Origin of the sequence: Pseudoalteromonas sp. NBT06-2 (assembly GCF_002276045.1) — a bacterium.
Lineage (GTDB): Bacteria > Pseudomonadota > Gammaproteobacteria > Enterobacterales > Alteromonadaceae > Pseudoalteromonas.
This window is the reverse complement of sequence record NZ_NQMR01000062.1, coordinates 1-16,945: the sequence shown is the minus strand read 5'-3', so window position 1 is coordinate 16,945 and position 16,945 is coordinate 1. Positions and strand designations below refer to the sequence as shown.

The window sequence follows — 16,945 nt, the reverse complement described above, 5'->3', positions numbered from 1 at the left end:
GGCATTTTTGTTTGTTTTTTAACTATTGAAACATAAATTTTAATTTTGATTGAATTATTGTTTAAAAAACTAACAATTCAAGCCAGTTATACAATTTTTTTTTATTTTTTTCTTGTAACACTGGCACTTTATAGATATACCTTTAATAATACAGCCCTAATAGGGTATTAATTTAACTTTTGAATAATTATTGTTCACATATAGGTTCTCATGGGCAAATCGTTAGTAATAGTAGAGTCTCCAGCAAAGGCTAAAACAATAAATAAATATTTAGGTAAGAACTTTGTTGTTAAGTCCAGTGTTGGACATGTTCGCGATCTTCCGACTTCAGGTTCAGGTAAAAAGAAAACTACCGCTTCAAAAACGCCTGCTGAGGTTCGAAAAATGGGTGTTGAAGAAAAAGGAGCCTATAAAAAGCAAAGAGATTATAAAAATTTGGTCACCCGAATGGGGATCGATCCTGAAAAAGGGTGGAAACCATATTATGAAGTATTGCCAGGAAAAGAAAAAGTTGTACAAGAATTACAAAAACTTGCTGAAACCGCTGACACTATTTATCTCGCAACCGATTTGGATAGAGAAGGGGAAGCAATCGCTTGGCACTTGCAAGAGATTATAGGTGGTGAGCCAGAGAAATACAAACGTGTTGTATTTAATGAAATAACAAAAAACGCCATACAACAAGCCTTTGAGGCACCTGGTGAGCTTAATACCGACATGGTATTTGCACAGCAGGCAAGAAGGTTTTTAGACCGTGTGGTTGGTTTTATGGTGTCTCCGTTACTTTGGCAAAAAGTAGCCAGAGGTTTATCTGCCGGTCGAGTACAATCTGTTGCGGTACGTTTGTTGGTAGAAAGAGAACGCGAAATTAAGGCGTTTATTCCAGAAGAATTTTGGGACTTACATGCTGATGTGACAACTAAAGAAGATGCATTACGTTTAGCTGTCACTAAGTTTAATGAAAAAGCATTTAAACCTGTAACAGAAGCGCAAACTCAAATAGCCGTTGATGCGCTTAAAAAAGCTGATTTCATTGTGAAAGCGAATGATAAGAAGCCGAGTAAAAGCAAACCAAGTGCACCATTTATCACATCTACAATGCAACAAGCGGCTAGTACCCGCTTAGGCTTCGGTGTTAAAAAGACTATGATGATGGCACAAAGATTGTATGAAGCGGGCCATATCACCTATATGCGTACCGATTCTACCAACTTATCTCAAGAGGCTGTGGTAAATTGTCGTGAGTATATCGAATCTAATTTTGGTTCCAATTATTTACCTGAAACTGCCATTAATTATAGTTCTAAAGGAAATGCACAAGAGGCGCATGAAGCTGTTCGTCCTTCAAATGTTGAAATATTATCTGGTCATTTAGATTCAATGGAAGCTGATGCTAAAAGGCTTTATGAGTTAATCTGGCGACAATTCGTTGCTTGTCAGATGACCCCCGCACAATATGATTTGACGACTATTAAAGTTGAAGCTGCAGGTTATGAACTTAAAGTGAAAGGTCGTGTACTAAAATTTGCTGGTTGGACACAAGTGCAACCAGCAGTGCGTAAAAAGAATGAGGAAGAACAAGCATTACCTGCAGTTGAAATTGGAGATAAACTTAATTTAACACAACTTGATCCTGTTCAGCACTTTACAAAACCAACAGCACGATTTGGTGAAGCAAGTTTAGTGAAAGAGCTTGAAAAGCGTGGTATAGGTCGCCCTTCTACTTATGCCGCAATTATTTCTACAATTCAAGATCGTGGTTATGTACGTGTAGAAAATAAACGTTTTTTTGCTGAAAAAATGGGTGAAATTGTTAATGACAGATTAGTGGAAAATTTCCCCGATCTACTTAATTTTGACTTCACTGCAAAAATGGAAGGCAGGCTTGATGATATTGCTGAAGGTGAGCGTATTTGGACTCAAGTACTAGATAATTTTTATGCTGATTTCTCAGAACAACTTACAGTCGCTTCAAAAGAAGAAACGGAAGGGGGGATGAGATTGAATGAAATGGTTGAAACTGATATTGATTGTCCTACATGTGAGCGTAAAATGGGTATACGTACCGCTTCAACTGGTGTCTTTTTAGGCTGTACAGGTTATAGCCTGCCACCAAAAGAGCGTTGTACACAAACCATGAACTTGGTCTCAGGTGATGAAGCGATTGCAGTTGATTCTGATGATGCTGAAACAGAAAGTTTACGACAAATGAAACGCTGTCCAAAATGTGAAACAGCGATGGATTCATATTTAATAGATGAGACGCGTAAGTTACATGTTTGTGGTAATAATCCAGGTTGTGAAGGTGTTATTGTAGAGCAAGGCACATTTAAAATTAAAGGTTATGATGGTCCTTTAATTGAATGTGATAAGTGTAGTAACGACATGCAATTAAAGTCAGGCCGTTTTGGCAAGTATTTTGGCTGTACTAACGAAGAATGTAAAAATACACGTAAACTTCTTAAAAGTGGTGAAGCGGCTCCGCCAAAAGAAGACCCTGTACACTTAACTGAGTTACCATGTGAGAAGTCGGATGCATATTTTGTTTTAAGAGATGGTGCAGCAGGAATATTTATGGCAGCTTCAAGTTTCCCTAAATCAAGAGAAACAAGAGCACCTAAGGTTTCCGAACTAAAAAGGTTTAGAGATCGCATTTCTGCTAAGTTCTATTATTTGGCAGATGCACCAGTTCAAGACCCAGATGGTAATGAAGCTGTTGTGCGTTTTAGTCGTAAAGCTAAGTCACAGTATGTAATGACTGAAATCGATGGTAAAGCGACAGGATGGACTGCTAAATTTATTGATGATAAGTGGGTAGAAGAAGCTAAAACTAAAAAAGACCCGGTGAAAAAAAAGGCTCCTGCTAAGAAAAAAGCACCGACTAAAAAGAAAGAAACAGTAAATAAAGAGAGTTAATTTAACTTATTTAAATATAAAAGCCACATTGCTTATAGTAATGTGGCTTTTATATTTTTGAGAGATATTGGTTATGAATTACCATTTCTTTTTTGGCGCAAATAATACGTCTAAATCATCTTGCTCTTGTTCACTTTTCTTTTTCGCATCAGTTGCATTAGTTGCCTTTAAATCGGTAGTGATTTTTGTTAAAAAACCTTCTAATTCAGTCCGTTTTGCGTTTATATAATCATCTGTATATGAAAGAGAATTTAAGGTAATTAGTGCTTTTTCAAAATATTGTCTCGCAGAACCTAACATGTTCGCTGAACGTGCTGCATTCCCGCGTTTAACTTGGCTATCTATGTTAATTTTTAGTTGAATTTTCTCTAATCTTTTATCTTCAGATAAAAATATCTGTGTATCTACTCGACCTTTTGAGTGTTCTGCACGGAGTACGTTACGTAATTTTTTAATACCTTGTATTAGGCTTATTATTTGTTTTTCATTATCAGGTAATACGACTTTATCTGTAGCTGAAGTGTCACCAGCTTGAGGGTTGGCTCCTCTTTCAGTAGCCTCACGTAAGCGGTTGTTTATTTCCTTTGAGGTCGGGGATAACTCAGACATTAATTTTAAAGAATCAAATATTCTTTTTTGCATAACTGCAATAATTGCTTTGGACATGGGGAGGTTTGATGAATTCATTAAAATAGATTCAGTTTCTTCAATTATTTTTTTATGCTTTGTCAATTCCTGCCTACGTTCAATTTCTTGTTTTTCTTTATGCTGTTGCATAGCGCTAACCCAAACGGCTACGACTATTAAGCCAACTATTAAAACAATGATGATAGAAACTATCATATGCGCATCTCTTTAAATAAAACGGATAATAAAACTTAATCTTACATAAATATAGTTACTTATACCAATTTAGATGATGAATTTTTAATTTAATTCTAAGGTATCTTTAAAGTAAAAATACTCCCCCCTAGTAAACCGCCATTATTTAACTCTATGCTGCCTTGTAAATCGTTAGTCGTATGGGCATTTGCAATTAATGTCGCAAAATATAATCCTAAACCAGTACGGCTATTGACAAGTTTAGTAGAATTCATTTGGTCTGTTGGTGAATTAATCATGCTTTGTGGATAGCCGTTGCCATCATCATAAATGTTAATCTCAAGAATAGAGTCCACAATTTTAGCTGTTATGATAATTTTTGAATGTGTGTATCTTAGTGCATTTACCAGAATATCATTAAGTAAATTACTTACTAAGTCTAAATCGAAAAACCAAGTAAGATCATCTTCAACCTCACAAGTACATGTAATTTGCTTATTATCAATGTACATTTCATTTTTTGCCCAGAGTTCATCTATCATTTCATCTATATAATACTCTTCAACATTCAGTGGTAAATTTTTATTATTATTTTTATAAAGTGCAAGCAACTGTAATAAATTAGAATTTACTCTGGCTATTTCATAATGTATTTGTGCAAGTTCAGCACGCGTTTGTTTATCATGATCAATTTTTTCATTAATTAAATCGATTGATTGTAATAGCATGCATAATGAGTTTTTCATATCATGCATACTTGCACCTAGTACGATTGAAAAATCTATTTTGGTATCTTTCATTATTTTATTTTTCCAGTTTTGATCACTAACAGTGCTTTTATGCCTATGCTCTGAAACATGAATTTTCAAGTATTACGGGTATATGTGATTGAAAAGATTTTGGCCATGAAATAATCTTGCTGTTTAATTCTCAACATTTTTTGACGATTATAGTTTTTTTCATTTTATTGTATAAATAATTTAGATTGCTCTAGACCAATATTAAAAGTATCTACATGGCAGACATCAATGCTTTCTGCCATATTTTGTAGTGATACTCTAAACTCAGAAAAGTTATTTTTATTAAAAAGAAATCTCAGAAGACATGTTAAATGAATTATTCATATCGTCGTATTAAATCTTTACGTAGTATTAATTTAGGTTTAATTAGTGATAGTTTAAAGGGATAGTATAAATAATTGTAAAAAAATTCAAATAGCACTTGGAATAAGAAGCACAAAGGATTATAAGTATAAGTAATCATACGAGAATTAAACATAATGAAACTACAGCAATTAAAATACATTGTTGAGGTATTAAATAATAACCTCAATGTTTCAGCGACAGCTGAAAATTTATATACTTCTCAACCTGGTATCTCAAAGCAAGTAAGAATGCTAGAGGATGAATTAGGCGTGCAAATTTTTGGCAGAAGCGGTAAGCATTTAACGCATGTAACACCTGCTGGTAAAGAAATTATTAACTTAGCTCGGGAAATTCATTCTAAAGTTGAAAGTATAAAAGCGGTTGCTAATGAGCATACTTTACCAGATCAAGGTAAATTGAACATTGCAACTACCCATACACAAGCCCGATATGCGTTACCTCAAGTGATCCAAGGTTTTATGCAAAAATTTCCGAAAGTATCTTTGCATATGCACCAAGGTACACCAACACAGATTTCTGAGGCAGCAGCCAGAGGTGATGCTGATTTTGCAATCGCCACAGAGGCTTTACATCTTTATTCAGATCTTGTGATGTTGCCTTGCTATCACTGGACTAGGAGTATTGTTGTAGCAAAAACACATCCTCTTGCTAAAAAACGATATAATTTAACCATAGAAGATATTGCTAAATACCCTTTAATTACATATGTTTTTGGTTTTACTGGACGTTCTGAGCTTGATAAAGCATTTAATGAACGAGGATTAGAACCACATATTGTTTTTACTGCTACTGATGCTGATGTAATTAAAACATATGTACGATTAGGTTTAGGTGTTGGTGTCCTCGCATCTATGGCGATAGATCAAATTACGGATACAGATCTTGTTTGTATTAATGCAAGTCATTTATTTGCAGCAAGTACAACAAAAATTGGTTTTAGAAAAGGTACTTTTTTACGCACTTATATGTATGATTTTATTGAAAGGTTCGCTCCTCATTTGACTAAAGAGTTAGTTGAACGCGCTAGTTTATTAAGAAATCAAGATGAAGTTGATGCCTTGTTTAAAAGTATACAACTACCTATGAGGTAATCATTCTTTAAAGTAAAGATGTAAAAAAGGCTTGATTAATCAAACCTTTTTAATTTGAATGTTAACATTCAATAATATTTACAGCGAGACCGCCTCGAGCAGTTTCCTTGTATTTAGTTTTCATATCATTACCGGTATCTAGCATAGTTTTAATAACTTTATCTAAAGATACCTTTTGCTCGCCAGAACCTCTAAGCGCTAACCTTGCGGCATTGATCGCTTTTACAGAACCCATTGCATTTCTTTCAATACAAGGAACTTGTACAAGTCCGCCGACAGGATCACAGGTTAAACCTAAATTATGTTCCATACCAATTTCAGCAGCGTTTTCAACATGCTCAACATTGCCACCCATAATTTCAGCAAGCGCACCTGCTGCCATTGAGCAAGCAACGCCAACTTCACCTTGACAACCCACTTCAGCACCCGATATTGAAGCATTCTTTTTATAAAGTATGCCTATAGCTGCTGCCGTTAGTAAATAACGTGTCGCGATATCACGGTCAACTGTTTTAATGAATTTATTATAATACATCAAAACAGCTGGTAAGATCCCTGCAGCACCATTTGTAGGTGCTGTGACTACTCGACCTCCTGCAGCATTTTCTTCATTTACTGCCATGGCGAATAAGTCGACCCAGTCCATAGCGCGAAGAGGGTCATCATTACTTTCTACATTTATTTGTAGATATATACTAGGTGCACGACGCTTAACTTTTAAACCACCGGGTAAAATACCTTCAGTCTCAATACCTTTTGTGATGCAAGCTTTCATGACTTGCCAGATATTAAAAAGCGCATCTTTTATTTCATCAACAGACCTCAGAGTTTTCTCGTTTGCCATCATAAGAGTTGATACACTATATCCTTGCTCTTTGCATAGACTAACGAGTTGATCTGCAGAATTAAATAGAAAAGGAGCTGGTTTTTTTTCACGTTTAGCTAATTCAAGATTTTTTTGGTTGTCGAAATCTTCTTCTAAAACGATGAATCCACCACCGATTGAATAATATACTTGACTATGAATTATTTTTTCACCTTTAAAGGCAATTAGCTCCATTGCATTTGAATGTTTTGGTAATGTTTTTCTTCTATGAAATACAACGGCACCTTTTTTCGGAAATTTAACCGGGATAGTTTGATCAAGTTGGATTATTTCATCTTGTTCAATCTTTGATAATATTTCAGGTACTTTATCGGTATCTATGGTATCCGGATCAAAGCCAGCAAGCCCTAAAATAACCGCTTTGCCAGAACCATGGCCAATACCTGTTTGGCCTAATGAACCAAATAACTCAACTTTAACTTTTGTTACTTTGTTAATCAGCTCTTGTTGTTGTAACGATTTAACAAATAAACGTGACGCACGCATAGGTCCCACTGTGTGAGAAGATGACGGACCTATTCCAATGCTAAACATATCGAATGCACTGATCATAAAAATTCTCTTAATACCTAGAACGGATTAGTAATTATAACGTATTAAAATGAATTTTATTCATATATAGCGATTGTATTTATTTATCAATATCATAAAAAATATTAAAGAAAAAACGAATCGATTTATGAAATAAACAAAGGAATATTCTGCTGAGAAGGAGTAACTTGTTTTATAAGGTTTAGTATAATTTGAGCTGTCGCGCCCCATAAAAGTCCATAATCTGTCATAAAGCCTTTTAAAATAACTTGCTCTTGATTTTTTGTGAAGTTGAGATCTATCCAATTTTTACTTTCGATAAGATTATTAAATGGGAGAAAAAAAGTATCAGTTACCTCATTTATTTGTGGCTTTAAGGTAAAAGTTGCATCTATCTGAGCAACATAAGGTTTTATTTCAAAACCTGTTAATGTCCAGTAGCTATTCATTTGACCAAGTAAATTTATTTCATGTTCAGGGATCCCAAGTTCTTCTTTGGTTTCTCGTAATGCAGTATCTTTGAGAGAGTTGTCTTGTTGTTCAAATTTACCACCTGGAAAACAAATTTGACCTGGATGATGCTTCAAATAACTTGGACGTTTACATAATAAAATATGCAATTTACCATCTATATCGCATAGCGGTACTAATACAGAACTTTTTACTGCATTATGCGGATATCCATGATCACCAATTAAAGCATTTAGTTGAAATTGTGGTATAAATTTATGAATATTCATGCAGTTCCTTAATTTATTCAACATAGAAATAATGTCATTGTAAATTAGTATCACACATATAATTAATCATAGCACTCAATACTGGTCGTATTGAGTGCATTTATTACACATTTAAGTAACATGGGTATATAATGATTTAAGTATTTATTTTACTAAGTACAGGCAGTATCTTACGTACTTTATCTAATGTTTCTTGGTATTCAGCTTCTGCAGTTGAATCAGCAACTATTCCACCGCCGGCCCAACAGTGAATTTTATTTGATTTTTTATCACAGATCAAAGTTCTGATGGTAATGCTAGTATCCATATTTCCGCAGGAACTTAGATATCCAATTGAACCACAATAAATAGAGCGTCTATGGGGTTCGAGCTCTTCTATAATTTGCATTGCTCTAATTTTAGGGGCTCCTGTTATAGAGCCCCCTGGAAATGCAGCTTCTAACTGATCTACTGCTGTTTTATTTTCAGCTAATTGTGCTGTTACTGTGCTCACTAAGTGATGAACAGCCGGAAAGCTTTCAATTTTAAATAGTGCGGGTACTTTTACACTGCCTGGAGCAGCCACTTTACCTAAGTCATTACGTAATAAATCGACAATCATGACATTCTCAGCACGGTCTTTTTCAGAATGAGCTAAAGTAAGTGCATTATTTTTATCTATTATTGGATTGCTACTTCTCGGTAATGTGCCTTTTATTGGTTTTGTTTCAATTGCTCTATCTTTTATCTGTATAAAGCGCTCAGGGGAGACCGATAAAATACAGCCATTAGGGTGGTTGATATAAGCTGAAAAAGGTGCTTTATTTTCTTCTCTGAGTTTTAAATAGGCATGCCAAGGCGAGCCTTGATATTGAGCACTAAACCTTTGCGCTAAATTGATTTGATAACAATCGCCAGATTTTATGTAGTTTTGAATGGTATTGAATTTTTTTGTGTATTGGCTTTTAGTCATATTACTTTGCCAAGGAGATGCTAATTTGAATTTAGCATTAACACTTTGATCAGTTTGGGCTAAATATCTTTCATACAGCGCATGACGATTGTAATTTGGCTGTGCTATGTAAAACCATTTATTAGTTTTGTGAGCAAAAATTAACGCGTCAGGATATAAGCCAACGGCCATATCAGGTAATGAAATATCGTTACTTGCTGTATTGTTAATTTTTTCGAGATATCTGCCTAAGTCATAAGAGAAATGACCTAGTAATCCACCACTAAAAGGTAAATCAAAAGGTGCTTTTAATGAATCAAAAAATTGCATTTGGGCATTGAGTAGTTCAAAAGGCGATAATTGACTTAGTCCATTATTGATAAAACAGTAACCATCACGTGTTTCGATGGTTTTAACTGGCTTAATTGAAATAATATCAAAGCGATTGTTAATGTGTTCTGAATTGGCAGAATCTAAAAAAATAGCCCAAGGCTGTGTACTTAATCGAGAAAAAACTTCACAGCTTGTATCTGATATTTCTAATTCTCTACAGATTAATTGATCTTTCTTCATTAACAGTCTTTTAGTTTAAAAATTTAGCGTAAATTAGATGGAAGGGTATTATACTGATAGAAGTAAAAGAAGCGAGTTTAGTCGCTTTAGCTTTTGTCATTATTTTATTTTTAAAGAGGTTTTTTCTAAAAATCATGACACCTGAGCTTAAGTTAAGTTAAAATGTAATAAATTGAAAACATGCCTCCGTCACTGGCAACAAAGGATACAGTATGACTATTATTCGTCAGCAAGATTTAATCGATAGTATTGAAGACGCTTTACAATATATCTCTTTTTACCACCCTTTAGATTTTATTCAAGCACTTGAAAAAGCGTATCACCGTGAAGAAAGTAAAGCAGCTAAAGATGCAATTGCACAAATTTTGATTAATTCACGTATGTCAGCTGAAGGTAAGCGTCCATTATGTCAAGATACCGGCATCGTAACTTGTTTTGTGAAAGTAGGTATGGATGTTAAATGGGATAAAACCAATTTAACAGTTCAGCAAATGGTTGACGAGGGTACACGGCGTGCTTATTTAAATACAGATAATCCATTACGTGCTTCAATTGTCGCAGATCCAGCGGGTACTCGTAAAAATACGAAAGACAATACTCCTTCAGTTGTACATGTAGATTTAGTCGCGGGCGCTGAAGTAGAAGTAATGATTGCAGCAAAAGGGGGCGGTTCAGAGAATAAATCTAAAATGGTCATGTTAAACCCTTCAGATGATGTAGCTGCTTGGGTTGAAAAAACACTGCCAACAATGGGGGCTGGTTGGTGCCCACCTGGTATGTTAGGTATAGGTATTGGTGGTACTGCTGAAAAAGCAGCTGTTTTAGCGAAAGAATCGTTAATGGATCCAGTGGATATTCATGAATTAATTGAACGTGGTGCAGAAACGACTGAAGAAAAAATGCGTCTAGATATTTTTGAACGTGCTAATAAATTAGGCATAGGTGCACAAGGTCTGGGTGGTTTAACAACTGTTGTTGATATTAAAATTAAAACAGCTCCTACTCATGCGGCTTCAAAGCCAGTAGTTATGATCCCTAACTGTGCAGCTACACGCCACGTGCATTTTACACTAGATGGTTCTGGTGCTGCTGACTTGAAAGCCCCAAAGCTCGAAGATTGGCCTGAAGTGACTTTTGAAGTGGGCGAAGATACACGACGTGTTAATTTAGATACGTTAACAAAAGAAGGTACCCAAGAATGGAAAATGGGTGAAACGGTATTACTGACAGGTACAATATTAACTGGCCGTGATGCAGCCCATAAACGTATTCAAGATATGATCAATTCAGGTGAAGGCTTACCTAAAGGCGTTGATTTTGATAATAAATTTATTTATTACGTTGGTCCAGTTGATGCTGTAGGTGACGAAGCTGTTGGTCCAGCAGGTCCTACAACAGCAACACGTATGGATAAGTTTACTGACTTAATGCTAGAAAAAACGGGTATTATTGGCATGATCGGTAAAGCAGAACGAGGTCCTGCGACGGTTGAGTCTATTAAAAAAAATAAATCAGTATATTTAATGGCTGTAGGTGGTGCAGCTTACTTAGTATCTAAAGCAATCAAAAAAGCTCGTGTTGTTGCGTTTGAAGATTTAGGTATGGAAGCTATTTATGAATTTGAAGTAGAAGATATGCCTGTTACAGTGGCAGTTGATAGCGAAGGTTCAAATGCGCATACTCAAGGTCCTGCAATTTGGAAAGCAAAAATTGAAGAGCTAGATTCAAAGCTAAAATCTTAAATTAATATTTAATATAAGAAAATAAAAAGCGTTACGGCGCTTTTTATTTTATGTGCAATTTAAAGGGATAAAAATGAACAAAGTACTCGCTTTATCACTGCTTGCTGGCGGATTTGTTACGTCACCTCAGGCAAACGAGACAACTAAGGTACCATTCACTGTCGAACAACTAAATTCATTGAATTCATTGCATAGTATTAGCGTTTCTCCCAATGGCTCAAAATTAGTTTATGCTTTAAGAACGCAATCAGGTAGTGATTTATATTTAAAAGATTTGCAAGGAAATTCAGCAGACAAGCGATTAACATCACACCCAGCAACTGAGTCAGATGTAATTTGGACAAGTGACAATAATAGCATTTTATTTTTGTCGAATAGGACACAATCAACTCAGGTTTGGCAATTAAAATTAAACGGGGGTGAAGCACAGGCTCTAACTGATTTAGCTTTGAGTGTAAATGGCTATAAGTTATCACCAGATAATAAAAAATTAGCGTTAGCTTTAGAAGTATTTCCAACGTGTCAAACAATACAATGTTCTGTTGAGAAAAAAAATGAGCATAATAACGTAAAACATACAGCAAAAGTATATAAACAATTACCAGTACGCCATTGGGATACTTGGAAAACTGAATTTAGAAGTCATATATTTATTACAGATATCTCAGAAAAAGCAGCGACTCAAGCTAAAGATTTAACACCTGACTGGGATACTGATATTCCAGCGAAACCTTTTGCAGGAATGGAAGAAGTAACTTTCACATATGATAGTTTAAATGTTGTTTTTTCAGCAAAAAAACCAAGTAAAGATCAAGCTTGGACAACAAACTATGATTTATTCAAGGTATCTATTGAGGGGGGAGAAATTGAAAACTTAACACCTGACAATAAAGCATGGGATTCACAACCTTCATTTTCAGAAGATGGTCGCTTTATGGTGTATTTAGCGATGAAAAAACCAGGTTTTGAAGCAGATAAATTTTCATTAATGTTAAAAGATCTAAAAACCTCGGAATTAAAAGAAGTTGCGCCACTTTGGGACCGCAGTGTAGCGAGCTTTACATTTGCTCAAAATAATCGTGCAGTATATGTTATCGCACAAGATGTTGGCCAAAAAAGTATTTATGAAATCAGTACAAATTTTGGTGATGTTAGAAAAATTTACTCTGATGGTAGTGCAGAGAATTTACATTTAGCGGGTAATAAAATTATTTTTAGTCGTCATGCTTTGAACTCACCTAAAAACATATTTTCAGTTAATCGTGATGGTTCAGAGTTAAATCAGTTAACTAATATTAATAAAGATAAGCTAGCTAATGTGCAATTTGGCGAATTTGAACAATTTAGTTTCTTAGGCTGGAATGATGAAAAAGTACATGGTTATTTTGTTAAACCATGGAACTATGATGTGAAAAAAGTACAACAAGGTAAAAAGTATCCAATTGCATTTCTAGTACACGGTGGTCCACAAGGCTCATTTGGAAACTTATTTAGCTCACGTTGGAATGCACAGTTGTGGGCTGGACAAGGTTATGGTGTTGTAATGATAGATTTCCATGGCTCAACGGGTTATGGGCAAGAATTTACGGATTCAATCTCTCGAGATTGGGGTGGTAAACCACTTGAAGATTTACAAAAAGGGTTTGAATTTATCACAAAGCAACAAAAATGGTTAGACTCGGATAATGCCTGTGCTTTAGGTGCATCTTACGGTGGTTACATGATGAATTGGATTGCAGGTAACTGGACTGAAGGTTTTAATTGTTTAATAAATCATGCTGGTTTATTTGATATGGATAGCTTTTATCAAAGTACGGAAGAGCTATGGTTCCCAGAACACGACATGGGAGGTCCATTTTGGACTGATGCAAAAGATTACAAGTCATTTAATCCAGCATCGTTTACTCAAAATTGGAAAACTCCAATGTTAGTTATCCATGGTTTAAAAGATTATCGTGTTCCATATGCACAAGGGTTAGGTGCGTACACAACATTACAACGAAAAGGAATTGAGTCTAAACTGGTAATTTATCCAGATGAAAACCATTGGATTTTAAATAAAAATAATAGAGTTCATTGGTATGGTGAAGTTTTTGATTGGATGAAAAAACATACACAAAAATAATTTTAATCACATAACTTAAAACCAACCTTAACTTTTCAGGTTGGTTTTTTAATTATCCAAATCATGTTTTAATCAATGTGAATTTAATCTAAAAATATAATAAATATTCACACATTACCCATATATATCTTCTCTAACTTTCAAGCCTTAATTTAGAGTAAAACCTGATATAGTTTTCTATTAATTTAAGTGCTAAACTGCGCGCCAAATTTGTATTGTAACTATTTCATTTTATGTAAAAGGTTGAAAATCCAATGGTAACTGGCATCATATTGTCTCTGGTCGCAGTCGCATTTTTATTAATTGTGATTGAGGATATTATTCATGTTAATAAAGCAAAAACAACATTGTTTTTTGGTACTTTATGTTGGATTATCGCCTTTATCTGCCCCATTAATGGTCAAAGCTTTGAAGCAGTACAACACCAGTTAGATGAAAATATATTAGAAATTGCTACTTTATGGTTATTTTTAATGTCAGCCATGACATTTGTTGCTTACTTAAACTCTAAAGGTTTTATACAAAACTTAGTTCACAGAGTAATACCAAAGCAGATTTCGGAGCGTAAACTTATGTTTTTAATTGGTATTTCAGCATTTTTGTTTTCATCGATATCAGACAATATTACAGCGACGCTTATCTCACTTGCAGTTGTTTTATCATTAAAGCTAGAAGCAAAAAAACGTATCAAATATGCGACTTTAATTATATTCGCAGTAAATTCTGGTGGTGTTTCATTGATCACAGGTGATGTAACAACTTTAATGATATTTCTTGAAGATAAAGTGACCATTGGGCACTTATTATTATTGGTTGTACCATCAGCGATTAGTGTTATCGTGCTTGCCGCCTTATTATCGTTTAGAATGAATGGCATTCTAACTTTTAAAGCGCAAACACATAGAAGAATTGAAAAAACAGATATTACTATCGCTGTAATATTTTTATCTACCATTACTGCAACTTTGCTTTTAAGTGTTTTGTACCATGTACCACCCGTATTAACATTTTTATTCGGCTTATCTTTAATGTTTTTAATCGCACAATTTTTAATGAGAAAAAAAGATGTGAATAAAAAAATTATCGATTACATACGTGAAATTGAATACGATACATTACTATTTTTTGTCGGCGTTTTATTGCTTGTAGGCGCGATGAAAGAAGTGGGTGTATTAAACCAATTTACAGTGTTATATGAAATTTTAGCACCCGAATATGCTAACTATTTAATGGGTATATTATCCGCTGCAGTTGACAATGTACCACTTACAGCGGCTTTACTTAAAGCTGATATTGCAATGGACCCAAGACAATGGCTCGCATTTACATATGCAACAGGGGTTGGTGGTTCAATGCTTATTATTGGCTCTGCAGCAGGTATTATTGCAATGAGTAAAATTAAAGAGCTAACATTTTTAAGCTATTTGAAAATGAGTTTCTATTTATTAATTGCTTATACCATAGGTTATGTTGGTGCTTATTTAGCCGGATTCTTAATGCCAATCGTTTAATTTGATTTCTATTGAATTAATTATTGACAGCTAGACGGCTAAAATGTAAATTTCTAATCCCCACTTAATAGCGGGGTTTTATTTGAAGATGTAACTTCTTTAAATAACAGAAGAGGAGCGAAAGCCAGGTAATTAGTGTGAGGAGCGGAGTCCAGTGAACACTAATGAGGGGGACTTTCGCCGAGAGAAATAGTTTACCGTGAAACAATTTTTCGGTTTTTGAGGCTGAATCCTCAAGAATTGTCACCGAGTATTAAATCTCAAAGTTGAGTTTTAATAAGGTGGAGAGCTTCTGGCTGAGACATTTTATATCATTAATACCTTGTGTATCTAGATTTTAGTCCTGCCAAGTTCTTCTTATAAGTATTAGGAGACCCCATGAATTCATCTTATGTTGTAGCAAAATTTGGTGGCACAAGTGTTGCTGATTTCGAATCTATGAAGCGCTGTGCTCAAATTATTAAAAATAACAGTCAAGTTAGGTTGGTTGCAGTTAGCGCTAGTGCTGGTGTCACAAATCACTTAGTGTCACTTTGTCAAAATGATTTAAAGTTAACCCAACGAAATGAACATATAGAACAAGTATGTAATATTCAAAATTCAATTTTAAAAAAGCTCTCTTTAGACAAAGATATCGCTGATGGCTTTAATCAAACTCTTAATAAATTTAAAAACTTAGCCAGAAATATTGATCCAACAGAAAAAGAGAAAGATTCATTATTGAGTTTTGGTGAAAGGCTCTCTTCATATTTATTTACTCAGGTTTTGAGAGGGGTGGATATAGATGCTGTACGTTTAGATGCAAGAAATGTACTTAAAACCGATAGTAAATTTGGTAAAGCAACGCCTAATATCTGTGCAACTAAAAAAGCAGCCTCTGCTAATTTAACCACATTGTTGAGTACCAAAGTATTAGTAACACAGGGCTTTATTGGTTCAGATCAGCAAGGTAATACAACAACTTTAGGGCGCGGTGGTTCAGATTATAGTGCAGCTTTATTTGCAGAAGCGATTGATGCATCAGCAATACATATTTGGACAGATGTTGTTGGTATTTTTTCAACAGATCCAAGACTTTGTAGTAAAGCGACACCCATTGCAAAATTGAGTTTTGATGAAGCAGCTGAAATGGCAACATTTGGGGCGAAAGTATTACACCCAGCAACGATATTACCTGCAAGTAGAGCAGGAATTCCTGTTTTTGTTGGCTCAAGCAGAGCGCCTGATGAAGGTGGAACTTGGATAGAAAAATCACAGACGCGACATAGTGGGATCAGAGCTGTTACACAACGAAAGAATCAAATATTATTAACATTAAAAAGTCCTGAAATGTTACTGGCTAGTGGTTTTTTAGCAAAAGTGTTTACGATTTTGGCTCAATATAATATCTCTGTTGATTTAGTAACCACATCGGAGATCAGTGTTGCTTTAACATTAGATAATGCACCAAATGCAAGTCGACCTGAGTTAGAACAAGAATGTTTAGATCTGCTTTCTGAATTTTGTCATGTGAGTGTTGAAAATAACCTAACGCTTATTGCTTTAATAGGTTCACAAATTCAATTACAACAAGAGGAAATTAATTTGATGCATGTTCTTGCGGATTTTAATATTCGTATGATATGTCATGGTGCAAGCAAACATAATTTATGTTTCCTAGTGGAGCAATCAAACTCAGATCATATAGTTCAATCAATTCATAGTCGTTTGTTAGAAGCTTAAGAGGATTTCTAAGGCTTTGAGGATAAAATTATTTATAGATTTTCACATTAATAATGAACTGTTTTTGCTGATTTTTTACGCTTATTAATAGTGGTTAATTCAAAATCAGTGAAAATTTTAATAGCATAAACGTTATCAACATCTATATCTTGTGATGGTAAAGTAGACCAGCAATTCTCGGTGAATTAA

11 protein-coding genes and 1 riboswitch are annotated in these 16,945 nt (G+C 34.6%); of the genes, 6 read left to right on the top strand and 5 right to left on the bottom strand.

Annotated elements, in window-relative coordinates; all coding sequences use genetic code 11:
• Positions 1–210: 210 nt before the first annotated feature.
• Entirely contained in the window at positions 211–2,916 is a 2,706-nt protein-coding gene (gene topA, locus CJF42_RS13210) for a type I DNA topoisomerase (protein WP_095367134.1), read from the top strand.
• A gap of 78 nt (positions 2,917–2,994) precedes the next feature.
• Here the strand turns inward: topA and CJF42_RS13205 are convergent, their stop codons facing one another.
• Together CJF42_RS13205 and CJF42_RS13200 are read right to left on the bottom strand one after the other, a co-directional pair.
• On the bottom strand, positions 2,995–3,759 hold the full coding sequence (locus CJF42_RS13205) for a hypothetical protein (protein ID WP_095367133.1): 765 nt from the start codon (positions 3,757–3,759) through the stop codon (positions 2,995–2,997).
• 95 nt (positions 3,760–3,854) lie between these two features.
• On the bottom strand, positions 3,855–4,538 hold the full coding sequence (locus tag CJF42_RS13200; protein WP_095367132.1) for a sensor histidine kinase: 684 nt from the start codon (positions 4,536–4,538) through the stop codon (positions 3,855–3,857).
• Positions 4,539–5,017: 479 nt separating this feature from the next.
• Here CJF42_RS13200 and cysB point away from each other — a divergent pair, with 479 nt between their 5' ends.
• Positions 5,018–5,995: an HTH-type transcriptional regulator CysB gene (gene cysB / locus CJF42_RS13195; RefSeq protein ID WP_095367131.1), complete on the top strand. Its 978-nt coding sequence runs from the start codon at positions 5,018–5,020 to the stop codon at positions 5,993–5,995.
• Between the two features lie 61 nt (positions 5,996–6,056).
• Here cysB and CJF42_RS13190 read toward each other — a convergent pair whose 3' ends face one another.
• The 3 genes from CJF42_RS13190 to pabB form a co-directional block, all read right to left on the bottom strand.
• Entirely contained in the window at positions 6,057–7,433 is a 1,377-nt protein-coding gene (locus tag CJF42_RS13190; RefSeq protein ID WP_095367130.1) for an L-serine ammonia-lyase, read from the bottom strand.
• A gap of 125 nt (positions 7,434–7,558) precedes the next feature.
• Positions 7,559–8,152 (bottom strand): NUDIX hydrolase, encoded by a 594-nt coding sequence (locus CJF42_RS13185; protein WP_095367129.1) that lies wholly within the window; start codon positions 8,150–8,152, stop codon positions 7,559–7,561.
• 136 nt (positions 8,153–8,288) lie between these two features.
• Positions 8,289–9,656, bottom strand: coding sequence for an aminodeoxychorismate synthase component I (pabB, locus tag CJF42_RS13180; protein WP_095367128.1), 1,368 nt, complete (start codon positions 9,654–9,656; stop codon positions 8,289–8,291).
• A gap of 212 nt (positions 9,657–9,868) precedes the next feature.
• Between pabB and CJF42_RS13175 the strand changes: the two genes are divergently transcribed.
• The 4 genes from CJF42_RS13175 (at position 9,869) to lysC (ending at position 16,756) form a co-directional block, all read left to right on the top strand.
• Complete coding sequence (locus CJF42_RS13175; RefSeq protein ID WP_095367127.1) at positions 9,869–11,398, top strand: fumarate hydratase; 1,530 nt, start codon at positions 9,869–9,871, stop codon at positions 11,396–11,398.
• 73 nt (positions 11,399–11,471) lie between these two features.
• Positions 11,472–13,523, top strand: a complete 2,052-nt coding sequence (locus CJF42_RS13170) for a S9 family peptidase (protein ID WP_095367126.1) — start codon at positions 11,472–11,474, stop codon at positions 13,521–13,523.
• Between the two features lie 254 nt (positions 13,524–13,777).
• Positions 13,778–15,034 (top strand): sodium:proton antiporter NhaD, encoded by a 1,257-nt coding sequence (gene nhaD, locus CJF42_RS13165; RefSeq protein WP_095367125.1) that lies wholly within the window; start codon positions 13,778–13,780, stop codon positions 15,032–15,034.
• Positions 15,035–15,136: 102 nt separating this feature from the next.
• Positions 15,137–15,334: riboswitch (Lysine riboswitch) on the top strand.
• Between the two features lie 78 nt (positions 15,335–15,412).
• Positions 15,413–16,756 carry a lysine-sensitive aspartokinase 3 gene (gene lysC / locus CJF42_RS13160; protein ID WP_095367124.1) on the top strand — a complete coding sequence of 448 codons (1,344 nt, stop codon included), beginning with the start codon at positions 15,413–15,415 and terminating at the stop codon, positions 16,754–16,756.
• Positions 16,757–16,945 lie beyond the last annotated feature (189 nt).